Annotated in this window: 29 protein-coding genes; 23 read left to right on the forward strand and 6 right to left on the reverse strand. The window is 67.0% G+C overall.

Features of this window, described 5'->3' with window-relative positions; translation table 11 throughout:
* Nucleotides 1–2 precede the first annotated feature (2 nt).
* The 4 genes from HH308_RS06195 to HH308_RS06210 are packed head-to-tail and all read right to left on the reverse strand — an operon-like array spanning nucleotide 3 to nucleotide 1,202.
* The gene (locus tag HH308_RS06195; protein ID WP_170193308.1) at nucleotides 3–305 is read right to left on the reverse strand and encodes a hypothetical protein; all 303 of its coding nucleotides are present in this window, start codon (nucleotides 303–305) and stop codon (nucleotides 3–5) included.
* Nucleotides 295–690: a hypothetical protein gene (locus HH308_RS06200; RefSeq protein ID WP_170193309.1), complete on the reverse strand. Its 396-nt coding sequence runs from the start codon at nucleotides 688–690 to the stop codon at nucleotides 295–297. The genes HH308_RS06195 and HH308_RS06200 overlap by 11 nt, the downstream gene beginning before the upstream one ends.
* On the reverse strand, nucleotides 687–956 hold the full coding sequence (locus HH308_RS06205) for a hypothetical protein (protein WP_170193310.1): 270 nt from the start codon (nucleotides 954–956) through the stop codon (nucleotides 687–689). Before HH308_RS06205 ends, HH308_RS06200 begins: the two co-directional genes overlap by 4 nt.
* Nucleotides 957–1,016: 60 nt before the next feature.
* Entirely contained in the window at nucleotides 1,017–1,202 is a 186-nt protein-coding gene (locus HH308_RS06210; RefSeq protein ID WP_170193311.1) for a hypothetical protein, read from the reverse strand.
* A 134-nt stretch (nucleotides 1,203–1,336) separates the two neighbouring features.
* Between HH308_RS06210 and HH308_RS06215 the strand changes: the two genes are divergently transcribed.
* The 22 genes from HH308_RS06215 (at nucleotide 1,337) to HH308_RS06320 (ending at nucleotide 21,211) form a co-directional block, all read left to right on the forward strand.
* On the forward strand, nucleotides 1,337–1,762 hold the full coding sequence (locus tag HH308_RS06215; protein ID WP_170193312.1) for a LuxR C-terminal-related transcriptional regulator: 426 nt from the start codon (nucleotides 1,337–1,339) through the stop codon (nucleotides 1,760–1,762).
* Between the two features lie 67 nt (nucleotides 1,763–1,829).
* Entirely contained in the window at nucleotides 1,830–3,416 is a 1,587-nt protein-coding gene (locus tag HH308_RS06220) for a terminase large subunit domain-containing protein (protein WP_170193313.1), read from the forward strand.
* An 88-nt stretch (nucleotides 3,417–3,504) separates the two neighbouring features.
* Entirely contained in the window at nucleotides 3,505–3,675 is a 171-nt protein-coding gene (locus HH308_RS06225; protein ID WP_170193314.1) for a hypothetical protein, read from the forward strand.
* A complete protein-coding gene (locus HH308_RS06230; protein ID WP_170193315.1) occupies nucleotides 3,672–4,112 on the forward strand; it encodes a hypothetical protein in 441 nt (146 codons plus the stop codon). Before HH308_RS06225 ends, HH308_RS06230 begins: the two co-directional genes overlap by 4 nt.
* Nucleotides 4,093–4,473, forward strand: a complete 381-nt coding sequence (locus HH308_RS06235; protein WP_170193316.1) for a hypothetical protein — start codon at nucleotides 4,093–4,095, stop codon at nucleotides 4,471–4,473. Before HH308_RS06230 ends, HH308_RS06235 begins: the two co-directional genes overlap by 20 nt.
* 81 nt (nucleotides 4,474–4,554) lie before the next feature.
* Nucleotides 4,555–4,872, forward strand: a complete 318-nt coding sequence (locus HH308_RS06240; protein WP_170193317.1) for a hypothetical protein — start codon at nucleotides 4,555–4,557, stop codon at nucleotides 4,870–4,872.
* 2 nt (nucleotides 4,873–4,874) lie between these two features.
* Entirely contained in the window at nucleotides 4,875–7,328 is a 2,454-nt protein-coding gene (locus HH308_RS06245; protein ID WP_170193318.1) for a Hint domain-containing protein, read from the forward strand.
* On the forward strand, nucleotides 7,325–7,684 hold the full coding sequence (locus HH308_RS06250) for a hypothetical protein (protein WP_170193319.1): 360 nt from the start codon (nucleotides 7,325–7,327) through the stop codon (nucleotides 7,682–7,684). The genes HH308_RS06245 and HH308_RS06250 overlap by 4 nt, the downstream gene beginning before the upstream one ends.
* Nucleotides 7,656–9,713 carry a phage minor head protein gene (locus HH308_RS06255; RefSeq protein WP_170193320.1) on the forward strand — a complete coding sequence of 686 codons (2,058 nt, stop codon included), beginning with the start codon at nucleotides 7,656–7,658 and terminating at the stop codon, nucleotides 9,711–9,713. Before HH308_RS06250 ends, HH308_RS06255 begins: the two co-directional genes overlap by 29 nt.
* 10 nt (nucleotides 9,714–9,723) lie before the next feature.
* Entirely contained in the window at nucleotides 9,724–10,023 is a 300-nt protein-coding gene (locus tag HH308_RS06260; protein ID WP_170193321.1) for a hypothetical protein, read from the forward strand.
* Nucleotides 10,024–10,074: 51 nt separating this feature from the next.
* Nucleotides 10,075–10,935 (forward strand): hypothetical protein, encoded by an 861-nt coding sequence (locus HH308_RS06265; RefSeq protein ID WP_170193322.1) that lies wholly within the window; start codon nucleotides 10,075–10,077, stop codon nucleotides 10,933–10,935.
* Nucleotides 10,928–11,185, forward strand: a complete 258-nt coding sequence (locus HH308_RS06270) for a hypothetical protein (RefSeq protein WP_170193323.1) — start codon at nucleotides 10,928–10,930, stop codon at nucleotides 11,183–11,185. Before HH308_RS06265 ends, HH308_RS06270 begins: the two co-directional genes overlap by 8 nt.
* 54 nt (nucleotides 11,186–11,239) lie before the next feature.
* Complete coding sequence (locus HH308_RS06275) at nucleotides 11,240–13,030, forward strand: 2'-5' RNA ligase family protein (RefSeq protein ID WP_211188224.1); 1,791 nt, start codon at nucleotides 11,240–11,242, stop codon at nucleotides 13,028–13,030.
* Nucleotides 13,031–13,273: 243 nt separating this feature from the next.
* Nucleotides 13,274–15,040 carry a major capsid protein gene (locus tag HH308_RS06280; RefSeq protein WP_170193325.1) on the forward strand — a complete coding sequence of 589 codons (1,767 nt, stop codon included), beginning with the start codon at nucleotides 13,274–13,276 and terminating at the stop codon, nucleotides 15,038–15,040.
* An 84-nt stretch (nucleotides 15,041–15,124) separates the two neighbouring features.
* Nucleotides 15,125–15,934 (forward strand): hypothetical protein, encoded by an 810-nt coding sequence (locus HH308_RS06285; protein WP_170193326.1) that lies wholly within the window; start codon nucleotides 15,125–15,127, stop codon nucleotides 15,932–15,934.
* A 9-nt stretch (nucleotides 15,935–15,943) separates the two neighbouring features.
* Nucleotides 15,944–16,168 (forward strand): hypothetical protein, encoded by a 225-nt coding sequence (locus HH308_RS06290; RefSeq protein ID WP_170193327.1) that lies wholly within the window; start codon nucleotides 15,944–15,946, stop codon nucleotides 16,166–16,168.
* Complete coding sequence (locus HH308_RS06295; protein ID WP_170193328.1) at nucleotides 16,169–16,516, forward strand: LtfC-like domain-containing protein; 348 nt, start codon at nucleotides 16,169–16,171, stop codon at nucleotides 16,514–16,516.
* Nucleotides 16,513–18,441, forward strand: coding sequence for a hypothetical protein (locus HH308_RS06300; protein WP_170193329.1), 1,929 nt, complete (start codon nucleotides 16,513–16,515; stop codon nucleotides 18,439–18,441). The genes HH308_RS06295 and HH308_RS06300 overlap by 4 nt, the downstream gene beginning before the upstream one ends.
* Nucleotides 18,438–18,842, forward strand: coding sequence for a hypothetical protein (locus HH308_RS06305; protein ID WP_170193330.1), 405 nt, complete (start codon nucleotides 18,438–18,440; stop codon nucleotides 18,840–18,842). The genes HH308_RS06300 and HH308_RS06305 overlap by 4 nt, the downstream gene beginning before the upstream one ends.
* A gap of 262 nt (nucleotides 18,843–19,104) precedes the next feature.
* Nucleotides 19,105–19,800, forward strand: coding sequence for a hypothetical protein (locus HH308_RS06310; RefSeq protein WP_170193331.1), 696 nt, complete (start codon nucleotides 19,105–19,107; stop codon nucleotides 19,798–19,800).
* Nucleotides 19,801–19,925: 125 nt separating this feature from the next.
* Nucleotides 19,926–20,675 carry a hypothetical protein gene (locus HH308_RS06315; RefSeq protein WP_170193332.1) on the forward strand — a complete coding sequence of 250 codons (750 nt, stop codon included), beginning with the start codon at nucleotides 19,926–19,928 and terminating at the stop codon, nucleotides 20,673–20,675.
* A complete protein-coding gene (locus HH308_RS06320) occupies nucleotides 20,675–21,211 on the forward strand; it encodes a hypothetical protein (RefSeq protein ID WP_170193333.1) in 537 nt (178 codons plus the stop codon). The genes HH308_RS06315 and HH308_RS06320 overlap by 1 nt, the downstream gene beginning before the upstream one ends.
* Nucleotides 21,212–21,253: 42 nt before the next feature.
* Here the strand turns inward: HH308_RS06320 and HH308_RS06325 are convergent, their stop codons facing one another.
* Nucleotides 21,254–21,526, reverse strand: coding sequence for a hypothetical protein (locus tag HH308_RS06325; protein WP_170193334.1), 273 nt, complete (start codon nucleotides 21,524–21,526; stop codon nucleotides 21,254–21,256).
* Entirely contained in the window at nucleotides 21,523–21,879 is a 357-nt protein-coding gene (locus HH308_RS06330; protein WP_170193335.1) for a hypothetical protein, read from the reverse strand. The genes HH308_RS06325 and HH308_RS06330 overlap by 4 nt, the downstream gene beginning before the upstream one ends.
* A 123-nt stretch (nucleotides 21,880–22,002) precedes the next feature.
* On the opposite strand from HH308_RS06330, the gene HH308_RS06335 reads away from it, so the two are divergent.
* A complete protein-coding gene (locus HH308_RS06335; RefSeq protein WP_170193336.1) occupies nucleotides 22,003–22,269 on the forward strand; it encodes a hypothetical protein in 267 nt (88 codons plus the stop codon).
* Nucleotides 22,270–22,275 lie beyond the last annotated feature (6 nt).

Raw genomic sequence — 22,275 nt, forward strand, 5'->3', positions numbered from 1 at the left:
CGTCACAGCGTCACCCCCGGCGTGGTCACGCCGTCGATCCACGTCCCCGGGGATGCCGTCGCCCCCAGCGGGCACCCCCCAGTCAGCGCCAAGTGCCGGCCGTACGCCAGGGCATCCATCAGCTGATCGGAGGTGACCTCAACGACCTGGACCGCGTACATGACGGCCCGCTGCCCGGTCCGCTCCACCGCGACCCGGTCGATCCACTCGTGTTGGTCGGCCATCGCCAGCCAGTACGCCCCGCACCCCACCTGGTCCAGGGCGTGCTGAATGGTGCCCAGGGTGGGCGCAGCGTTAGCCGACACAGGGCACCACTTCCAGCTCTGTCGCAGTTTCGGCGAGCTCACTGTCGGGTCGCGCGGTGATGTAGGCGCAGGTCAGGCCGGTGAGCGCGTCCAGTAGGTTGTCGGCGGAGTATCGCAGGACCACCCACTGCTGCCGGTTCTGGTCGTCGGGCTGGACGTGCATCACCCAAGCGCCCCGCGCCCACCCGGTTTCAGGGAAGTCAGCGAGTGCGGAGGGATCGCCCTTCATGCTGAGTTCGGCGCGGTAGCGGCGCTTATCGCCGCCCCCGTAGCTGGCAATCTCCATACTCCATCCGAGCAGTCCCGCGTAATTGTCGAGCGCTTCGATGAGTTCGATCGTGCGAGTCAGCTCGGTCTCACCCAGCTGTGCCCGTACCCGGCTCACTGGGATGCCCGCTCAAGGTCGGCGAGCCGTTTTGCCTCGGCATTGGCCGCCCAGCGTGCACAGCGCTTGCACGTCGGCGTCCATGGGTCCTCGGCGGCGCGCTGGACGTGCTCGGGCATGTAGCCGTGGCCGGGCACGTACAGGGTCCGACCGTTGCATGCGGCCAGGTACGCCTTCTTCCCCCCGTCGAACTTGGTTGCCCGGATTGCATGCCAGAGCCCGGACCAAGACAGTCCGTACTCCACGGTGGTGTCGTTGTCGGTCATGATGTCCTCTCAGTTGGTGGGTAGCAACGTCACTGAGTGATTGCTACCCGTGGAAATGGGTCAGGCCGCGGTCAGGTCGTGGCTGATGGTGACGGACCAGAAGGTGTCGTCGTCGACGTCGTTGAAGTCCCAGCTGCCGGTGACCGCGAACAGGTCATCGGCGATGGCGGTGGCGTCGTAGTCGGCCGCGTACGGGCCCAGCGTGGCCTGGATGTCGGCTTCCGCGTCGCGGCGATTGTCGGTCATGATCGGGTGTCCTCTCGGTGAAATTTGTCGCTCCAGTGGGTACAAAACTAGCTCGGTGGTCCGTTGAACGCAACGAAACAGTGACATTGTTTCCCGTTAAACTCGCAACCACCATAAACGAGGAGGTCACAGCCATGGGACGCAGAAGCGACGCCGCCACACTGGAACGGGAACACGCCGTGATGGCCATGTTCATCGGGTGCGCCACGACCGACCAGATCGCCCAGAAGGTCGGGATCAGCCAGGGCACCGTCAACGTCATCATCAACCGCGTCATGAAACGACGCCGCGCTGAACGGGATGAGCTAGGGGACTTCGCGCTGGAGCAGATGCTCGACCAGATCGACAGGCTGATGGGCACGCACTACGTCAAGGGCGTGAAGGGTGACGCCCGGTCATCGGAAGTGGTGTTGAAGCTGATGGACCGCAAGGCCAAGCTGCTGGGCCTGGATCAGCCCACCCAGACGGAAGTGCGGATCACCCAACGCTCCGAGCTGGACGACGCGATCGAGGAACTGTTGGGGACGCTGGGCGTGCAGACTCCGGAGCAGGTCCAGTGATCCTCCGGCTGGTGCGGTCGGCCGGCATCGTCGCCGCGTTGGCTGTGCTCGATCTGTGGGTTCTGTTGTGAGCCTGGCCAATGACTGGACGCAGCTGCCGGATGGGATGAAGCTGCACCTGCGTAACCGGCTGGCTGAGGCGTGCACGGAGCGCGGCCTGTCCATCTCCAGCATCACCAGCCCCGGGCAGCTGGCGATCGAGCACGATCCCACCCAGGTGCAGCGGCCCCACCTGGAGGTCATCGACGACGCGTTGACCAGCCTGCTGTCGGGTGACAATGACCGGCTGATCATCACCACGCCCCCACAGGTCGGCAAGAGCTTCCGCGTCAGCCGATGGTTTCCGTTCTGGTGGCTGACGATGCGGCCCCACGACCAGGTCGTGTTGTGTTCCTATGCAGCCAGCTTGGCGCACACGCACACCGCGGCCACCCGCGACTTGGTGACCATGTACGGGGCGCAACACGGGTTACGGCTGCGGGAGGGTGCAGCCCGTCAATCGGACTGGCGCATCTCCGCTGGCGGATCGATGCGCGGTTCCGGCGTCAAGGGCGGCATCACCGGCCAGCCCATGGACCTGGGCATCATCGACGACCCGTACCGGGACCGCGCGGAGGCGGACTCTCCGACGATCCGCGCGGCCCGCTGGGACTGGTACTCCTCGGCGTTCTCCACCCGCATGAGTCCCCACGCTCGCGTAGCTGTCGTGCTCACCCGCTGGCACAAGGACGACCTGGTGGGGCGACTCTTGGACCGTGACGGCAGGGTGGAAGAAGGTGGGCGATGGATCGTCGTGCATCTGCCGGCGATCGCGGTGGCACCCAACCCGATGCGCGGGTTCTACCGCGACGCGCTGGGCCGTGAGCCTGGTGAGCCGCTGACCCACCCGAAGATCGACGCTGACGACACCGCCGCCCTGCTGGTTCACTGGACCAACCGCCGCAACGACGCCACCAGCCGCGACTGGACCAGCATGTTTCAGGGCTCACCGGTGGACGCTGAGGGCGCGCTGCTAACGGAGGGCGACATCGTCAACGCCACCGGCACGCCGGGGGAGCCGCGGCGCATCGCGGTCGGTATCGACCCGTCGGGGTCCGGGGATCGCGACACGGCGGGCATCGTCGCCGGGATGCTCGACGACAACGGCAAGACGTGGTTCACCCACGACCGCACCGCCAAGATGACCAGTCTTCATTGGTCGCGGGAGGCGTGCCTGCTGGCGTATGAGGTGGATGCCACGCGCTTCGTGGTGGAGGTCAACTTCGGTGGGGACATGGCCACCGACATGCTCACCCAGGCGTGGGAGAACCTCCAGCGGGAGGAGCTGATCCCCGTCGACGCGCTGTGCCCACTCGTGCAGGCCGTCCACGCCCGCCGTTCCAAGGTGCTGCGTGCGGAGCCGATCGCCCAGGGCATCAAGACGGGCCGGTGTGGGTTCGCGTCCGGCGCGGACCTGGCCACCCTGCGCTCGGAGTGGACCCAGTGGGAGCCGGGCTCCACCTGGTCGCCCGGTGCGCTGGATGCCGCGGTCCACCTGGCGTCGGAGTTGATGCCGCCGATCCAGCGTGTCCCGCTGACGGAGGCCATCGCGGACATCACGCGCGATGAGGTGCAGGCGGTGGAGGGGTCGATCGCCGCGATGAGGATGCGGTAACTGGCAGGAAACAATGGCACTGTGACCCTGTGAATGTGTGTTACGTTCACCGCACCCCAGGGATGTACCCGGGGGACGAGAGGACACCATGGACGACACCCAGATTCTGGATACCGCGACGGCCGCGTACGCCGACCTGACTGAACCGTCCCACGCCCGCCGGGCGTGGGACTGCTGGGGAGCGGAGGTGCTCACCGGGGTGCTGCTGGGCATCATGGTGATGGCGGCGATCGCCCTGTACCCGGTGGTGCTCGTATGAGAGCGCCTTACGAATCATCTTGGCTGGCAACGGCTTCCGGGCCGGTCAGTCACCGGCCGTCGGCGGGGTCGATCACCGTCAATCAGCTGCGCGCGTCCCTGTCCCGCGACGTCCTCAACGACATCGGTGATGAGCTGGGCATCGTGGTCGGGCCTCGACCGATCACCCTCGCCGAGCTGGACCGCTACCGAGAAGAAACCGCCGACGCCCGGATCCGCAAATACGACATCTTCGAGGGCGACTTCCCCCCGTACGCGGTCCACGGCACCCACATCGCCGCACGCTGCACGTCTTGCCCGTGGGCAGTGTGGACGTTCCGGGCCACCGACGCGGGAATGCGGGAACTCCAGCGGCGCAGGGACATTCACGTCCAGCAGACCCATGAGGCGATCACTCAAGTCATCCCGGTGGTGGATCATGCCCCTGTCGCCGTTTGAGCTCGGGGAGCTGGCCGCTGCCTACAGCAACCGGCAGACGCCGCTGGATCAGTCGGAGGTCGACGTGATGCGGCTGCTGATCCACCTGGATGAGATCGCGGCCCCGGCCATGAATCCGCAGATCATGGCCACCATCGTGATCCACGCCCTGACGTGCCCCAGCCCCGGGGAGTCGTGTGTGGCCTACAAGTGCTGGCAGTTTGAGACAGCCCTGGTGCGGCTGGCCGGCACCGCCACCCTGGCCCAGCGCGCCCACCTGGCGGCCGGGTATCCGGTGCTGATGGCGATGGTGGAGATGTACCAGGATGAGGAGCAGCGGGCCCGGCTGCACCGTATCGCCTACGGAGCCGAGAAGCTGTAGCCGACCGCATCCTGCCCGACCCCTTCTGTCAGCATGGTTACAGTTGCACTGTTACCAGCGAAAACAACCGAAGGGGTTGCGGTGTCTCTAGGAGTGGTACTACTGGCGTTCGGCTTGGTCGCCCGGATCACGCGGCTGATCACCGACGACTACATCACCGGCTGGGCTCGCGCCTGGATCATCCGCCGATTCGGCCCCGACTCCCACATCGCCTACCTGGCGACATGCCCGTGGTGTGTCAGCCCGTGGGTCGCCGGGGCAGTCGTACCGATCGCCTACTACTGGGGCCACACCCAGGCATTCCTGCTCGCCGGTCTGATCGCGATTCTGTCCTGGTCCTACGCCCTGTGCGCGATGTGGCTCGACGGCTCCAAGCTCATCGATGACGGGCAGGACTGATCATGGCTCTGCGACTAGTACCGCGCCCGGAATCCACAGCGGCACAGCACGCCCCGCCCGTCGATGGGACGCTGGCGTTGGCGCGCATCCGCGGCGAGCACGGCGTCGTCACCCTCGGCGTCACCCCCGACAACGCCCCCCGCGCCCTGACTGCCGCCGCCGCCATCCTGGCCGGTGGAGCCAACCCCGCGTCCAAGCTGCGAGTCGGGTCCCGCCCATGGCAGACAGAAGTGTGGGAGCTGCGCCGGGAGACCGGGGAGATGCGGTTCTCCGGGGATCGCGTCGCCAAGGCGCTCTCCCGAGTCAAGCTGTACATCGCGGAGGTCAGCACGGACCCGGACGCTGACCCCAAACCGGCGGAAGTGCCGGAACTGCAAGACCTCTCCCAGCAGATGTTCACCGACTGCGCCGCCGCGCTACTGCGTGCCGGGCAACACCTCCAGTTCTCGGGGGAGTCTGTACTGCTGATCAGCCAGGACATGGACACCCTGGCGATGACATGGCAGCCGCACTCCACGCGTGAGGTGTCCGGGCAGGGCAAGTCATGGCAGATCGACGACGGGTCCGGGGAGCGTCGCCGCGTGGACCTCAAGCGGGAGATGCTGGTCCGCTGCTGGCTCAAGGACCCGGAGATGGGCTACAACGCGGAGAGTCCGGTGCAGGCGGTCATGCCGTCGGCCCGCATCCTGCGTGCCCTGACCCGCCGGATCAGCGCGGAGATCGATTCCCGACTGGCCGGCAACGGGCTGCTGGTGCTGCCGGACAGTGTGCAGCTGGCTCCCGGCCAGATGGGGCAAGACGGTAAGGCCACCCACGACTTCATGCGCGCGTTGATGCAGTCGATGATCACCCCGATCCAGCAGCCGGACAGTGCCGCCGCGGTGGTGCCGCTGGTCATTCAGGTGCCGATCGAGGCCGTCGACAAGATCCAGCACATCCGCTTCTCCAGCGACTTCGACCAGCGGACCAAGGAACTGCGTGATGAGGAGATCCGCCGCATCGCCCTGGGCATGGACTCCGCACCAGAGGTGCTGTTGGGCATGGGATCTGGGGCCAACCATTGGTGCGTGGATGAGCGGACCGAGATCCTGACCCGCGACGGATGGAAGCGGCAGCACGACCTCGCGGTAGGGGACGTGGCGTTGACCCTCAACCACGACACCGGCATGTCGGAGTGGCAGCCGGTACTGGACGTGTACCGAGCCGACGTGACCGATGAGCCGATGCGGTTCATACAGACTCAGCGGCACAACTCGCTGACGACGATGAACCACCGCTGGCCGGTGATCCGGCAGCGCAACATCGATCACCTGGCCCGCGACTCCAGGGAGTGGACCACATCGGCGGAACTCGACGTGCCGCACTCGATCGTGACGGGAGCGCCGAACGCCGACACACCAACCGTGGCAAAGCATTCCGACGCGCTGGTCGAGCTGATCGCCTGGTATTGGACCGAGGGCAATCTGGGAAGTAAGCGCCGCGTCACTATCGCCCAGTCCCACACAGTCAACCAGCACCGCGTGGATCGAATCCGCGCTGCACTCACCGACATGTTCGGCCCCGGCCGCGACACGCTACGCCACGCTGGGGCACCGGCATGGCGGGAAGTGGTGCAGGCCAACGACAACAGCCACGGCGGCCCAGTGACTGTGTTCAAACTCAACCGGCAGGCTGGTGACCTGTTGACCGAGCACGCACCGGGACGCGGCAAACTGGTTCGCCGGGAATTTGTGGAGTCGCTCACGCGCGCGCAGCTGGAGCTGTTCATCGACGTGTCGTGCCAAGGGGACGGCTGGCACTACCGATCCGGGAAGTTGGACATCTGGCAACGCAACCCGCGCGCGCTGGAGGCGTTCGAGCTGGCGCTGATCTTGTCCGGGCGTGCGGTGTCCACGCACCAATCAGACGGCGGCACAGTGGTTGCCGGACTAACCAGCACGCGGCAGCGCCCCGGGAAGGACGTCAACGGGCGTCGCCCCGTCGTGATCGAGCACTACAGCGGCGTGGTGTGGTGCCCAGTCACCGAGAACCGCACATGGTTTGCTCGCCGGAACGGACAGACGTTCTACACCGGTAACAGCGCCTGGCAGATCGATGAGTCGGAGGCCAAGTTCGTGATCGCGCCGCTGGCGGCGACGGTGTGCCATGCCCTGACGGTGGGCTGGCTCCAGCCGTGCACCAAGCAGCTGGGTTTGGACCCCAGGCGGTACATCGTCCACTACGATCTGGCGGCGCTCCAGCTGCGTCCGGACCGGTCCGCTGACGCTAGGGAGATGTACCGCGACGGCGCCCTATCAGTGCAGGCAGCGTTGCGGGAGAACGGATTTGACCCGGAGGATCAGGCCACGGAGCTGCCCCCGGCGATGCGCGCCAACCAGCCGCCAGCCCAGCCTACTGTCGCGCCGCGCCCCTCCAGCCAATCCAACCCGATCCCCAACCAGGGGCAGGTGCCGTGACGCCAGAGCACCTGCTGGACGCGTGTGAGGTGGCGGTCGTCCACGCGCTGGAGCAGGCCGGGAAACGCACCAAGACACTGTCCCGCGGTGAACGGTTCCAGCTGGTGGATTCCGGTGTGCCCCAACACGACATCCACATGTGCGTCCACGTCGACGGGGATCAGACCGCCGAGCTGGATCGGCTGCTGCGTGACGCGTGGACCGCGCTGGCTGTCGTCTACCCGGCCCTGTGGGTGCGTGTGGCGTGCGATGAGTACACGCGGGCATTGATCCTGGCCCGCCGACCCCACGACCGCGACGCCCTTCGCCGATTCCTGGAGACTGCTTGTGAGCACGCGTCGGCGACCGCGCCGTGATGCCGAAGCCCGCTACCGCGCCGAGCAGCAACTTCAGCACGCTGAGACGGCAATCGAAACTGTTGTGCGCCAAGCCATGTCGGACTGGCTGGACGCTGCCCGCCAGGCACTGCTGTATGACATCGCGCTGACCCAACCCCATCTGACCGCGGCCGGATTCCACCAGTACACGGGGTCCACCGACGCGATCCTGGGCACCTACGGGCAGTGGCGCAACTCCCTGGACAGTGAAGTCCTCCCGCAGATTGGGGTGGCGTTCGGGGAGGCATTCAACGCGGCCCGCAAGTCCAGTGAGTACAGCGCCTACAGGTGGCAGCAGGAATACATGCACGAGGTGCGTGACCGGCTGGTCATCTGGCCGGAAGGCGCTTTCGAGGACATCCGCCCCGAGATCGAGGAAGCTCTCGCTGAGGGCGAGTCGTTCGAGCAGATCAAGGACCGCGTCGGGCGGGTCCTCAACATCGACGCCGCGACGCGGGAGATCCGCGCCGACATCAACGAGGTGGACAAGGCGCTGGCCGACCCGAACACCGACCCCGACGATATCCCGGAACTGCGTCAGCGTCGACGGCAGCTGTGGCAGGCCCATGATGAGAGCCTGGGGGAGTGGGAGTGGCTGGCCCGTCGCATCGCCCGCACTGAGGCGCACGGTGCGCGTGAGGGCGGGGCGTTGGCCGCCGCGCAGGCCATGGAGCTGGCGACCGGTGACAAGTACTACAAGAGGTGGCTGTCGACGGATGATGACCGCACTCGCCTGACCCACCGGGTGGCGGACGGCCAGATGGTGCCGCTGGCTTCCCCGTTCCTCGTCGGCGGGTTTCCCCTCCAGCATCCCGGCGACCCAGAAGGCCCCGCCCACGAAGTTATCCAGTGCAGATGTTCACTACAGATCTTGGATGAGGGAGAGGTTCAGGAGGAGTTGCAGGGCCAGGACGGCTCGCTCGGGGAGGTGCGGCCCGGCGGGATGCGGCTGGGGCCCGACGACCCAGATGAGGCGCGCGCCGCGGTAGAGGCACTGGCAGAGGAGCGGGGCGTCAACCCAGGCAAGGATTACCGGGCCGACTCGTCGGTGCTGCAAGCGATGCAACCTGCCCAGCCACCCAAGCCTCCGATCGTCGTGCCGGCAGATCAGCGGGGAGCGGAGATCCCGGACCTGACCGGGCACTCCCAGGCTGACCTGACGGACATGATGGACCGCGCTTACGACGCGGAGAACTGGCCACTGTTCGAAGCGATCGAGGCGGAGTTGACGCGCCGCGACGAGGATGACGCCGATCCCATCCAGCAGTGGCTGGACGCGGAACAGGGGTGGCTGAATGACCCGCTGCCAGGGCTGCCACTCCGGGATATCCCGGATGGGCGCGACCTGGGGTCGGCGCAGGGAAGGCTGTTCGACGCCAATGAGGTCGTCCTGGGGGCCAACCCCGACTACGCACAGGGTAAGGAATGGCAGGTCAACTGTCAGCGCTGCGTACAAGCTGAGGAGCTGCGGCACCGCGGCTATGACGCCACCGCGATGCCCGTAGTGATGCCGGACGCGGCGATCGATCCGTCATCGTGGACGCCGGTCGTGCTTGAGTCTCCGCCATTCCCCTACCCGCTGACCGATGCCGACCGTCGGCGCATCGCCCGGGACCTGTATCCGGACTCCGATGGATTCACCGATGCCATGCGCGATCAGGTGCAGTTCGTGTCCTTCTCCGATTTGTGGCGGGAGCGCGATGGATCGCCGCGTCCGTTCACCCTGGCAGACACGCGGAGGCTCGCTGACGATCTAGAGCAACTACCGGCATGGTCGCGCGGCTGGGTCCGAGTGGACTGGGCCAGCCAAGACGGCGCGCACATCTTCTCCTTCCAGGTCCAGGAGACGCTGACCGGCCAGAAGGTCGTCCGGTTCACCGACCCCCAGTCCCGGCTGCTGCGCGCGGAGGACCACTTGAGCGATGCGTTGGGGAAGCGGGCGTACTGGAAACAGACCGATGATCTGATGCCCGCTGAGGCGGTGCGTGACATGATCGACGGCCGGTAACATCCACGCTATGGACCTGGACGCTGATGTGGTCGCGGCAGCACAGCGGGTGCTGCCCACCCATCTGAGTCTGCTGCTGTACGGCCATCTCGCCGACGACGGCACTGTGTACGTCGCGGCGGGAATCAACCCCACCTGGTACGCCACAGCTACTGATGCCCAGCGACTGGACCTGTGTGCCTACCGGTGGACTGTTCGAGTGACCGCGGACAAGGTGGCCAGCGTCATGAAGGACGCAGACTTGGCAGGAACGACGATGATCGGCCAGCCTCCGGGGGCCGCGCCGCGACTGCCGTCTTCCCTACGATGATCCTGTAGCTGCTGCTGGCTGTGGGCCGGGCACCCTGCCGAAGGGTGGCCTGTGCGCACACGCGAACAGTTGGTGTTTCTGCGCGATCTAGCCCGCATCGGTGTGCCGCGCGAGGTCCGCGACGGCACCGACTGGGGGAACAAACGGAAAGCCCGGCTGGCGCTGCTGCCGTACTTCCCCACCGATGGCGACCCGATGGACTGGCGGGACCTCCAGTACGCGCTCACCGCCGCCGGGGTGCGCCACGTGCGCGACTCCGACTGGTGGGGTGGAGTGCCAGAGGGCACTGTCATTACGCCGGGTATGCGGCGTCGGACTCGCCCGCCGGAGCGTGGGGACACCCCACTACAGTCCGGATTCCCTGGCACCCTGCCGGCCGGTGCCCCAGCCGGGTCTCGGGAGGTCGCGCGGGCGCTACTGGCTCGGCGGCGTATCGACGTCGAGCCACTGCCATCGCAGCCGCACTCCAAGAAGGAGGGGCGCGCGGCTACGGTTGCAGAGCTGGGCGAGCACATCGCGCCCGCCGACGATCCGCTGGCCAATGCTGGCGCTGATGAAGGCGCAGCACGCGTGTGTGCCGCATTGATCCTGAATGGCGTGGATGCCCGAACTGTCAGTGAAGTTCAGGAGCAGCATGTGTCCACAGCTGACCTGATCGTCCTGCCGGACGGCAAGCTACTGGAGGTCAAGAAGGTTCAGTCAGCGTCCCCCAAGTCGGTGCTCAATGAGATCCGCGAAGGTCGGGCGCAGGCGCGCTCGGTCTTGATCGACGCGTCGGGGACCGAGCTATCGTCCCAGGATGCCCAGAGCATCATCCAGCGAGTAGTGCGTAACCCCGCCGTGGGCCCTCACCTGGATGCTTTGACCATTGTTACCGCAGGTCAGCCAGCCGTATACTGGTCGCGTGAGTAGCAGCATGCGGCGGACGTTCTTCGTCGACGCTCTGTCGGAGATCGAGTCCGTGGAGCGTGTCATTGATGCTGGGCGGGACCAAGATCAGATCGTCGTGGAGAACGTGGAGCCGGACGGCGTGGGGGAGATGATCGCCGTCGATTTCAGCACCCTGCTCGACAAGGACATCGTCGAGGGCGCGCTGCGAGCCAAGCTGGAGGCGGCGGGTTTCCACACCTACAGCTACGAGGAGTGGCTCGCCACAGGCTAAAGGCGGTTCCAGCGGGATACTGTGCCATTGTGTCCCCTGAAACCTGGAGCCGTGATGACTGCACCTGCTGAGCCTGCCCTGCCTACTGGGTGGCGTGGACCCATCTGCCCCGTCAACGTGCCGGCCGGTGATGGCCGCGTCCTGATCCTGGGGGAGGGGGAGGAGCTGGGCGTGCGGCCCCTGCCGCTGCCACTATCGGCGCAACGGGAACTGTCCGAAGGCCATGACGGCTCCACCACCATCGGCCTGATGGAGCGGGTGTGGCTGGAGGACGGCATGGTGTGGGCGGAGGGTCGCCTGGACTTGGCCGATCCGGCCGGACAGGAGTGGGCACGCAAACTGGCAGACGGCTTCGCGTCCTGGTGCTCGGTGGATCTGTCCGGGCAGGCCGGGCTGCGTGTGGAGGAAGTTCCCTACGACGCGGACGGGCATGTCATGACCCCGGAGGCGATGGCCCAGCTGTCCGATGATCAGGCGTCGTCGGTGTCTACGCGCATGCACGTGTCCAACTGGAAAGTCATGGGCGTCACCCTCGTCTCCTCGCCCGCGTTTGAGTCCGCGCGCATCGAGCCGGTCTACGACTACCAATCCACGCTGACCGCGGCCGCCGATGACGGGGAAGGCCAGGAGCACACCGGCGGCATGGTGGCGCTGCTGCCATCCCAGCAGGACCAGGAGCGGCTGGCCGTCGCCGGGGGCGATGAACCCGACCAGTTGCACACGACGCTGGCGTTTCTGGGTGACGATGTGACCGGGATGTCTCCGGATGAGCAGCGCGCCATCCTGGACGCTGTCACACCGCTGGCGCAGAATGCGTTGCCGGGCAAGGTGTTCGGCACCGCGGAGTTCAATCCGGACGACAACCAGTGCGCGGTGTACATCGCCCAGGCAGACGGGCTGACGGAGCTGCGTAACCAGATCGTCCAGGCGCTGGGCGGGGTGATGGAGCTGCCGGAGCAGCACGACTCCTACATTCCCCACATCACGGCCGGGTACGGCATGGACGTCGGCAAGCTGGGTGAGCCCGGGCCGATCACCTACGACCGGCTACGCGTGGCGATCGCAGGCAACGCCATCGACATCCCGCTGAGCGATGCGGTGACCGCGGCGCTGACCGCGGCTGGAATCGTCTACAGTGCAGCGGATTTCGCCGACCCCGGGCTGGATCAGCCCACCAAGCTGACCATCACCGACGACGGCCGCGTCTTCGGGCACCTGGCCACGTGGGGTACCTGCCACACCGGTATCCGGGACGTGTGCATCACCGCGCCCAGCAGCCCCACCAACTACTCCTATTTCCATCAAGGCCGCGTGTTGACCGACTCCGGGGAGGTGGAGGTCGGCAAGATCACCCTGGGCACCGGGCACGCACCCACGGCGGGCGTCGGGTATCGGGCGGCGCTGGCGCACTACGACCACTCCGGTAGCGCGGTGGCAGTGATCCGGGCCGGGGAAGACGCCTACGGCATCTGGGTTGCCGGCCACATGCTGCCCTCTGCCACCGATGAGCAGGTCGACACGCTGCGCCGCTGCCCGCTGTCCGGGGACTGGCGGCAAGTCAACCGGGGCCCGCTGGAGCTGGTGGCCGCGTTGGCGGTCAATGTGCCCGGCTTCCCCATCCCCAACGCGGTTGCCGCGTCCGGGGCGCTGGTCGCCGCGGGTGTCGTCAACGCCCCGCGCCGCATCGTGGATGAGGTGACGCGGATGACCGATACGGTGCTGGCCGCTCAGCAACGCGCGCAACGCATTACGTCCAGCCGGGACCGAATCACCAAGGCAGCCACCATGACTGCCGAGCGGCGTTTTGCGGCCGCGCGGGCACGGATCTACAGGAAGGCAAGCTGATGGGATGCAGGACATGCGGTGGCGGCAGTTACGTTGAGACGTACCAGGTTCGGCTGCCCAACGGCACCGTCCGCCGGTACGCCACAGCAGCGGAGGCTAAGGCCGCGGCCAAGGCGCTGGGCGGCTCCTTTGAGGTGGTCCGCCGGTAGGTCACCGCTCCGAGCAGTTCCACGGGTTACAGTGTCACTGTGAGCTTGCTGCTGGCTGTGGGCCGGGCGCGCGTCCCGCATGAGGAGACCCACAGTGGCTATCACGCTCCAGGAACTCGTCGATCTGGCCCAGGCCCCCGGTGACGGTGTCGACCCCAAGGCCGCGGTCGCGGCCAAAGTGGCTGAGGCCATCAAGGCCGGTGACGACGTCACCGGGCTGATCGCGGAGGCCCAAACCCAGTTCGACGCCCTGGACAGCTCTGAGGAATCGGTGGCCACCGGTGAGCTGCTCGCCGACGTCGTCGACGGCATCACCGAAGCCCAGTCACAGGTGGAGGCCGCTGACTCTGAGCGCGCCGCGCGCATGTCGGAACTCAAGGCGCGCATCGCCCCTCCGGCACCGGAGGCGGAAGACGAGGAGAAGCCGGAGGAGACTCCGGAGGCTGAAACCCCGGAGGCGGCAACCGATCCCGCCGCGGAGCCCGCGGACGCTACGCCGGAGGTCGCCGCGGAGCCGGAGGCCGTGGCCGCGTCCAGCGCCCCCCAGGTGGTGCGCCGCGTGGTGCTGCGTGACCTGACCCCGGATACCAGCGTCGCGCCGGTCGAGCACAGCGACCAGCGGATGTCGATTGTGGCGTCCGCGGACGTCCCCGATCATGCGATGGGTCAGGACCTCAAGGACATTCGCGGCCTGACCAAGGCCGCGGTCGGCGTCATCCAGTCCTTCCCGGAGGACGTCAAGAACGCCTTCATCAAGAAGTCGATCGCGCAGTTCCGCCCCCACTACCCCAAGGAACTGGTGGCCTCCGGTGAAACCTCCGACATGGAGGTCATCGCCCACGCCGCGGACCACACCCGCCTGGAAGGTGGTTCCCTCGTGGCCGCTGGTGGTTGGTGCTCGCCGTCCGAGACGATCTACGACCTCGCGCCTGATCTGGCGTCGGCCAGCGCGGGCATCCTGTCGCTGCCGGAGATCCAGATCAGCCGCGGCGGTCTTCGCTACACCCAGGGCCCCGATTTCGGTGCGGTGTGGTCCGGTATCGGCTTCTCCCAGACGGAGGCCCAGGCCATCGCCGGAGACGCCAAGACCGTCTACCGGGTGCCTTGCCCGGCTTTCCAGGAGGATCGCGCTGAAATCATCGGTGCCGCAATCGAAGCGGGCATCCTCCAGAACGACGCCTACCCGGAGCTGACGGAGCGTGTGGTGGCGTTGACACCAGCGGTCCATGAGCACAAGCTCAACCTCAAGACCATCGCCAAGATGGTGACCCTGTCGACGGCAGTGTCCATTGAGGCGGGCCCGTCCGCGACGCTGGCACTACTCAACGGCCTGGACCTGACGGTCACCGATGTGCGGTACCAGTACCGCGCGGAGGAGTCCCTCCAGCTGGAGATGGCGCTGCCGATCTGGGCCAAGAGTCACTACCGGTCGGATCTGGCGATGCGTGACGGCGTGCCGATGGAGAACGTGACCGACGCGAACATCGACAGCGCGTTCGCGTCCCGTGGCGTGCTAGTCCACTGGGTGTACGACTGGCAGGACAGTTTCTCCGGTGTGGCCAACGGCTGGGGTGCCGGTGCCGCCAACGCGCAGACCAGCTTCACCAACTCGGTGAAGGCGCTGGTGTACCCCGCGGGCACGTTCGTGCGAGGCAGGTCGGAGGTCATCAACCTGTCGGGCATCTACGACTCCACCAACATCCGGATCAACGATTTCCTTCGCTTGTTCATGGAGGAGAAGTGGATGCTCATCAAGCGGCAGTGGCATAGCCGCCTGGTGACCATCCCGCTCAACGTCAACGGTGCCACCGGCATCGGGCGTCAACTGGATGCTGACGGCAAGATCGTCGTCACTCCATAGGTGAGCTCACCCCCGGCCAGCAGACCGCGCGTCGCTGGCCGGGGGTGAATCCCCTTCTGCACCAACAACATTCTGGAGGCACCGATGGGTGTGGCACCGGCCAAAATCGTAGATCCGGTCACCCTGACACCAGCCCGGTACGGGCTGCTCTCTGCGATCGACGTCCGGCCCGGCGACACCCGCACCCTGTCCGGCGTGGAGTGGGAGGACACCCCACTGGGGGAAGCGGTCATCGCCCCCAATGACTGCCTGAACCAGGACCCCATCACCGTGCCGGACGGTATCCCCTGGTCCAAGACGGAACCGATCACCGTACGCGCCGGATTCACCTGCCGCAGCACCGGTTTGGATGAGCAGACCATCAACGCGCGCGCCCTGCAATCACTGACCGCGGTGGAAGGGGCAGCGCTGGAGGGCGCGGCGTGGGAGCAGTTCTTGGCCGATGACCCGGACCTGCCGCCGCTGACCATCCTGGCTGAGGCCGCTGATCTGGTCGCCGGGCTGGGCGCGATCGAAGACCACCTGTGGGCCCACTACGGTGGCACCCCCGTCATCCACGTGCCCCGACGCCTGGCCGGTCGGCTGGAGGAGCTACGGCAGATCACCCGCGATCAGGCCCGACTGACCACCACCATGGGCAGCCGGTACGCGTTCGGCCACTACCCGATCAGTGGCCCGTCCGACGGTGACCCTGACACGCCGCAGCCGCTGCCCGGTACCTGGCTGGTGGCCACCGGCCAGATCGTGGCCCACCGCTCCGATGTGCGCGTCAAGCCCGGCACATTCGCCCAGGCGCTGGACACCACCACCAACGAGGTGTTCTCCATCGCGGAGCGCACCTACGCGCTCCAGATCGATGCTGTGCGCGTGGCCATCAAAATCACCACACCGTAGGAGCCTGCTGTGCCAACCATTCTCGCTGACAACGCCGACCACGCCGCCCAGCTGGCCAAGCTGCTATTGGATGAGGCCGACGACCCGGCCGACGTCAAGACCGTCACGTCCGGCAGCACCATCGCCTTCGACGTGCCCGACTCATTGGCCGAAGCGATCACCAAGCTGGCTGAGCCCAAGAAGGCCCCCGCCAAGAAGGCGGCACCGAAGGCCCCCGCCAAGACGGAGGGCTAAATGTCCTGTGGTGACGGGGACTGGAACTATGACGCGCCGACTCGTGACCTGACGTTCTACGACGCATTCGACTTTGAGCGGCCCATCCGGCTGCGCTCACGCAAGACGGGCCTGCCGTGGGAGCCACCCGCCGACACGCAGGTGTTCTTGATGTTCGGGGAGCCCACCGACTCCCCGACGGTCGTCCAGGGCGACATCGCCGGGGCCACAGTGACTTTCGCGATGCCCCCCAGCGGGCCCACCGGGCATGACCGGTTCCCGCGCGGCACCCCGGTACGGCTGGTCGTCAAGCTGCCCACCGACACCGCGGGCCGTCTCCTCAGCGTCGGGGAGGTCAACCGCCGATGACCGCGATCGATGACCTGTACGTGGAGTTCGACGACGTCGACCCGATCATCGTCGACATCCCCGACGACGACGCCCTTGAGGTGCTGGTCATCCAGGGCGCTGACGGCCGCTCCATGCAGCCCACCGGGCAGGTCCCCACCTACGCCGACCTGCCCACCCTCGCCGACGTCGACCGCGGCCAAGTGTGGGTGGCCGAAGGGCTGGCCTACATCTGGGACGGCTCCGCGTGGCCGGCACAATCAGAGGGCATTCCCTTCCAGGGGCCCAAGGGTGATCAGGGCCGCGGCATCGACACGATCGAGATCGTGGGCGACAGCCTGGTGTTCACGATGTCGGACTCCCCGACGACGGAAACCGTTGCCGTACCGGCGATCACAGCAGCCAACAATGCCGCTACCGCGGCGGCGGCCAGCGCGACCGCGGCAGCCGGGTCGGCCGGGACCGCGGCGGATGCGGCCACAGCAGCCGCGGCCGCCCGCGATACCGCCACCACCAAAGCCACCGATGCCGCTGCCAGTGCGACAGCAGCCGCTGGATCGTCGACCGCCGCAGCCACGGCCAAGACGGCAGCGGAGTCAGCGGCCGGGACCGCCACCACCAAGGCAGCGGACGCCACGGCATCCGCGTCGGCGGCCGGGACCGCCAAGACCGCCGCGGAGTCCGCCCAGACCGCCGCAGCCACATCGGCGACCGCCGCGGCGGGGTCGGCCACCAACGCGGGCACATCGGCCACCGCCGCCGGAAACAGTGCCGCCGCCGCGGCCACCTCCCAAACCGCCTCTGCCGACTCTGCCGCCAACTCTGCCGCCTCTGCCTCGGACTCCCAGTACTGGGCTGAGCAGGCAGCGGAGTCGGTGGGGTCCGGCATCCCCAACGCCACCACCACCACCAAAGGTGGTGTGCAGCTGTCGAATACGACCGGGGAGGTCGGCGGCACCTGGGATCACATGGTCGTCAACGGCTGGAACAGCAAGGCTGATCTGGTGGGCGGGAAGATCCCGCAATCCCAGCTGCCGCAGGTCGCGATCATGGATGTGCGCTCCGTGGCGTCTACCGCGGCGCGGCTGGCGCTGACCGACGTCCAGACCGGCGACATAGCCATCCAGACCGGCAACCCCGGCCGCGGCACCTACATCCTGTCCGGCTCCGACCCATCCAGCGCGTCCGACTGGACGCTGATGGTCGTGGACATGTCCGTGACCAGCGTCAACGGGTACACCGGCATCGTCGTGTTGAGCAAGAGTGACGTCGGGCTGGCCAACGTCGACAACACCAGCGACAGCAACAAGCCGGTATCGACCGCCACGCAGACGGCCTTGAACGGCAAGGTCGGCACGGCCCGAACCGTCTCTGCTGGAACAGGATTGACCGGCGGCGGTGACCTGACCGCCGACCGTAGCATTGCCCTGTCGGCGGCCACCCAGACGTCACTGGGGAAGGCTGACAGTGCAGTGCAGCCCACACGCGCCGTCTCCGGAGGCACCGGCCTGACCGGTGGTGGGGATCTGTCGGCGGACCGGACGCTGAGTCTGTCGGCGGCCACGCAGGCGTCGCTGGGCAAGGCAGACTCGGCGATCCAGCAGGCCGCGCTGGACAGCGCCATCGGCAACGCTCAATTGATCGCGATCAACGCGCAGACCGTCACCGCGTACACGCTGGACCTGTCTGACCAGAACAAGGCCGTGGAGTGCGCCAACGCCTCTGCGATCACCGTGACGGTCCCCCCGAACAGCGCCAAAGCCTTCCCGATCGGGTCGGTGATCGAGGTCGTCCAGACCGGCGCCGGGCAGGTCACCATCGCGCAGGGATCGGGCGTCACCGTCTCCTCTCGGTCTGGCCTCAAGCTGGCCGGGCAGTGGGCAGTCGCGGTGCTACGCAAGCGATCCACTGACGGCTGGATTCTGGCGGGGGACACCACCACATGATGCCCGCGGCCCGCTACAAAGCCGGTGCTGCCCGACCCAGTTTCGCTCGCCAGAGGATCATCAAATCAGGCACCTACACCGCGGTGGGCGGCTCGACGATGACCCAGGTGACGGGCACTTGGGTCTCCGATGTCACCGCGCCGTGCACGGTCAGCGGCGCGTCCATGGTCATCGTCGGCAACAAGGCTGATGCCACCATCGAGTGGAACTGCCCGGGCACGGGAACCGGCATACAGTTCAAGAAGAACGGGACCGTCATCGCTGGCGGCGCGTCGGCGGCGCGCACCGGCTCGAAGTCGGGGATCAGCGTCGCGGCCGGTGACCTGATCACGTGCGAGATCCAGATGGCGTTCTTCCCCAACTCCACGTTGACCGACGGCGGCTGGTACGAGTTTCGCTGACAGTGTCCGGCCCGGCTGTTATCGTGGTGGATGCCTCGCGCGAGCGGGGATGATCCGAGAAGCATGGCGAGGAATCGCTCGGATTGCAAGGCTGCCCCGCGTGTCGGGGATCAAGAGAGTGCCGCACCACCCCCCCAGGTGCGGCACTCTCTTTGCATGTTGGCGCGGGTTCCCGCGCACTGTCTGGTCGGCGGTCTATCCTGGGGTGCAGTGTTTGCGGCTGGCTGTGGGCCGAGCAGACGTCTCCCCCTCGGAGGAACCAATGCCCACCACCTGCTGGCCGTCCATTCGTGGCCTGGCAATGCGCCTGACCAAGGTCGATTCCTGCGGTGCCCCCATCGTCGGCCCCAAGTCCACCATCGAGTCCGACGGCTACGTCAGCGCCAAGGTCACCCTGGAGTATGAAGACGGGGAATCAACCAACCAGAAGAACGCCGCCGGCAAGCTGTGCGTCGTCGACCAGGCTCCAGCGCAGCTGAAGAACGCGTCGGTGGAGCTGGCGTTCTGTGGCGTCAACCCGGACCTTCTGGTGATGACGACCGGTCAGGATCTGGTGGTGGATGAGGCCGGTAACGGGGTGGGCGTGAGCATCGGTGACCCGACCTTCGACGCGTTCTGGGCGCTGGAGATGTGGTCGGACGTCCCGGGAGCCGCGTGTGGTGCCGGGGCCCGCCCGTTCGGGTACTTCCTCCTGCCGTTCTTCACCGCCGCCAAGCTGGGCGACTTCACCATCGAGGAGAAGCTGGCGAACTTCAGTGTTACCGCGACGACCAAGCGCGGGAACGGTTGGGGCGTGGGCCCTTACGATGTGACGCTCCAGCCCGCGGTCGCCCCGGCATTGCCTGCGCCCGGCCCGCTGCTGACGGCGCTGTCTGCCGACAAGCACCTGCACATGCAGGAAGTGAAGGTGCCGCCGCCCACCACCCTGGAGTGCGCGGCTAAGGCTCTCGCTGCGTGAGCATCGAGTCCAGTCGTTGATGGGCGGGCACCTCTCGGGGTGCCCGCCCATCGGCGTTCATAGCGGAATCTACTGCGGTATAGGGAAAGGGCTACAAAGTGGGACCGTGTGAGTGGCCGATCATCGTGGAGGACAACCCCTCCTGGGAGGCGGCAACCCCGGAGCAGAAAGAGCACGCACAGACCGCGGCGACGACGTGGCTGTGGATGCTGACGGGCCGCGTCTTCGGGCTGTGCGTGGAAACGGTGCGCCCATGCTTCACCGGCCCCGATCGGGCCCCCACCTACCAGGGGCACTCCGGTGGGGCGGGCGCGGTGTTCTGGCCGGGGCTGATCGCACAGGGTGATCCGCTGGCGTCCGGGCCGTGCGGCTGCTCCAGCCCCCACTGCTGCGTCGGCCAGTCGGAGGTGGCGCTGGTGGGGCCAGTCCATGAGATCCTCCACGTGTGGATCGACGGCCAGGAAGTGCCGGCCGCCAATTACCACGTGCGCAATCATCGCTGGCTGCTGCGTACCGACGGGCAGCAGTGGCCGATGCACCAGGACCTGGACGCCGCCGACATGGAGCCCGGCGCGTTCACCGTGCAGTACAAGCGTGGCATCGCGGTACCGGAGTGGGGGCAGATCGCCGCCGGGATTCTAGCCGTGGAATGGCTGGCCGGGATGAACGGGAAACGATGCCGTCTACCGGCTGGGGCCACCAACATCTCCCGCCAAGGCGTCAACGTCGAGCTGGACCCGCGAGCGTTCTTCGAGCTGGGCATCACCGGCATCGTGGAGGTGGACCGGTGGATCATGACGGTCAACCCCAACCGGCTCCAGCAGCCGCCGACGGTGATGTCCCCGGACCTGATGGACCCGGCGGTGATCTCCTGATGGATGAATACGCTGTCGCGCGCGGCCTGCTCGATGAGGTGACCGGCCTGCTGCCGGTGACTAGGGCGGGGGCCGTGGAGCTGGCCTACCTGCACCCAGGGGCGCTGATGCCTCGGTACTCCAGCTGTGACACCGCGTGGTGCCTGGTCACCAGCATCGGACGCACCAGCAACTTCCCCCAGCCGGACATGAGCTTCAACGGGCCCGCGGATGCCATGGTGTCGCTGACATTGGGGGTGGACCGCTGCTACGTGCGGCCGGACGACAATCTGGCGTTGGACGTCGCGGAGGTCGATTCCCAGATGCGGGACATCCTGGATGATGGGCGCGCGCTACGCCAGGCCATCCAATGCTGGGCGTCCAAGAATCGCCGCTCCCGCGTGCTGGTGGGGCCGTGGACACCCACCGGCCCCGCCGGGGACGTGTTCGGCGGTCAGATCACCGTGCAGGTGCTGGCTGACAACGTGTGCCGCTGTGATGGGTTCACGTCGGTGGACGACGGCACGCCGCGACTGGCGGGTGATCCGCGCGGATAGCAGGCAACCCCGGTCCTGATGACCGGGGTTGCTTTGCGTCTGTCACCAGAACGGCTGGTACATGACGTCGAAGCCGCTGCGCTCGTAGTCGCCCCAGTCGGCCCACGCCACCATCCCGTCCGGGTCGTGGGGGTCGATGTGTTCTCGGTACTCGATGGGCTGGGCGTGGACGTCGACCAGCTTGCGCCACGCGTCCATCGCATCCGGCAGGGTGGTGTAGGTGCCCAACTGCGTGGACTGGCGGGTCAGCGGTCCGGAGAACGTGCGGTTGACCAGCCAGCAGGGCCGGGCACCCTGGCGGGCAGGTGCGGTCACAGCATCACCAGGTTGAAGCGGTACTCCCACACGGCTTCGTCGGGGTTGATGTCGGGGATGAACACCACCATGTCATCGTCGGGCGCTTCACCCCACCCGATCATCGTCTCCGTGATGATCCCCGCGCGGTCACCCAAGCGCGCCCGCTGAGCGAACTCCTCGCCGAAGATCGCACGAAAATCCCAGCGGCCCAACAGGTGCGCGACCGTCTGCTTGGTTCCGTCAGCGTTGATCAGGAGGACCAGGGCCCCGTATTCGTCCACGCGCAGAACCTCTGCGGTGGTGATGCTGTAGTTGAAGGTGTTGATGAGATCCAGTGCCTTGTCGGGGTTGGCGACCGTCACGGTGCGCATTCCGGGTGTCCTCTCGGTTGTGTCTCCAGTGGGTACAAAGCTAGCTCGGCAGGATGCCGATCGCAACGACACAATGACACTGTCACCACCGCGATTGACGCGAGCGCGGGTATCGTGCCTGGCATGGCATCCGTCACCATCCGCGTCCACCAGCCCGTGCTCGGCTGGCCGTCCGGCAGCATCCAGACCGTCGAGCGCACCAGCCTGATCGACGGGCTGATCAGCAACGGCATCGCCGAGCTCCTCAGTGAGGAACTCGATCCGCCGACCGGCGACGGCGACACCGACGTCGACTCCGACGCGGAGACCGGGAAGGACGAACCGGATGCCGCCGATCCGGAGCCCGCCAAGGCTTCCACGCGCGCCCCGCGCCCCCGGACCGCCAAGTGAGCTGAC

Source organism: Gordonia asplenii (assembly GCF_012933505.1).
GTDB lineage: Bacteria > Actinomycetota > Actinomycetes > Mycobacteriales > Mycobacteriaceae > Gordonia > Gordonia asplenii.

What these genes read in the sequence shown, in the direction of transcription:
- HH308_RS06320 (WP_170193333.1), top strand. Translation starts at nt 20,675, where the DNA reads ATGGATGAATACGCTGTCGCGCGCGGCCTGCTCGATGAGGTGACCGGC.
- HH308_RS06275 (WP_211188224.1), top strand. Translation starts at nt 11,240, where the DNA reads ATGACTGCACCTGCTGAGCCTGCCCTGCCTACTGGGTGGCGTGGACCC.
- HH308_RS06235 (WP_170193316.1), top strand. Translation starts at nt 4,093, where the DNA reads ATGCCCCTGTCGCCGTTTGAGCTCGGGGAGCTGGCCGCTGCCTACAGC.
- HH308_RS06210 (WP_170193311.1), bottom strand. Translation starts at nt 1,202, where the DNA reads ATGACCGACAATCGCCGCGACGCGGAAGCCGACATCCAGGCCACGCTG.
- HH308_RS06260 (WP_170193321.1), top strand. Translation starts at nt 9,724, where the DNA reads ATGGACCTGGACGCTGATGTGGTCGCGGCAGCACAGCGGGTGCTGCCC.
- HH308_RS06310 (WP_170193331.1), top strand. Translation starts at nt 19,105, where the DNA reads ATGCCCACCACCTGCTGGCCGTCCATTCGTGGCCTGGCAATGCGCCTG.
- HH308_RS06245 (WP_170193318.1), top strand. Translation starts at nt 4,875, where the DNA reads ATGGCTCTGCGACTAGTACCGCGCCCGGAATCCACAGCGGCACAGCAC.
- HH308_RS06225 (WP_170193314.1), top strand. Translation starts at nt 3,505, where the DNA reads ATGGACGACACCCAGATTCTGGATACCGCGACGGCCGCGTACGCCGAC.
- HH308_RS06230 (WP_170193315.1), top strand. Translation starts at nt 3,672, where the DNA reads ATGAGAGCGCCTTACGAATCATCTTGGCTGGCAACGGCTTCCGGGCCG.
- HH308_RS06300 (WP_170193329.1), top strand. Translation starts at nt 16,513, where the DNA reads ATGACCGCGATCGATGACCTGTACGTGGAGTTCGACGACGTCGACCCG.
- HH308_RS06215 (WP_170193312.1), top strand. Translation starts at nt 1,337, where the DNA reads ATGGGACGCAGAAGCGACGCCGCCACACTGGAACGGGAACACGCCGTG.
- HH308_RS06305 (WP_170193330.1), top strand. Translation starts at nt 18,438, where the DNA reads ATGATGCCCGCGGCCCGCTACAAAGCCGGTGCTGCCCGACCCAGTTTC.
- HH308_RS06205 (WP_170193310.1), bottom strand. Translation starts at nt 956, where the DNA reads ATGACCGACAACGACACCACCGTGGAGTACGGACTGTCTTGGTCCGGG.
- HH308_RS06330 (WP_170193335.1), bottom strand. Translation starts at nt 21,879, where the DNA reads ATGCGCACCGTGACGGTCGCCAACCCCGACAAGGCACTGGATCTCATC.
- HH308_RS06285 (WP_170193326.1), top strand. Translation starts at nt 15,125, where the DNA reads ATGGGTGTGGCACCGGCCAAAATCGTAGATCCGGTCACCCTGACACCA.
- HH308_RS06335 (WP_170193336.1), top strand. Translation starts at nt 22,003, where the DNA reads ATGGCATCCGTCACCATCCGCGTCCACCAGCCCGTGCTCGGCTGGCCG.
- HH308_RS06295 (WP_170193328.1), top strand. Translation starts at nt 16,169, where the DNA reads ATGTCCTGTGGTGACGGGGACTGGAACTATGACGCGCCGACTCGTGAC.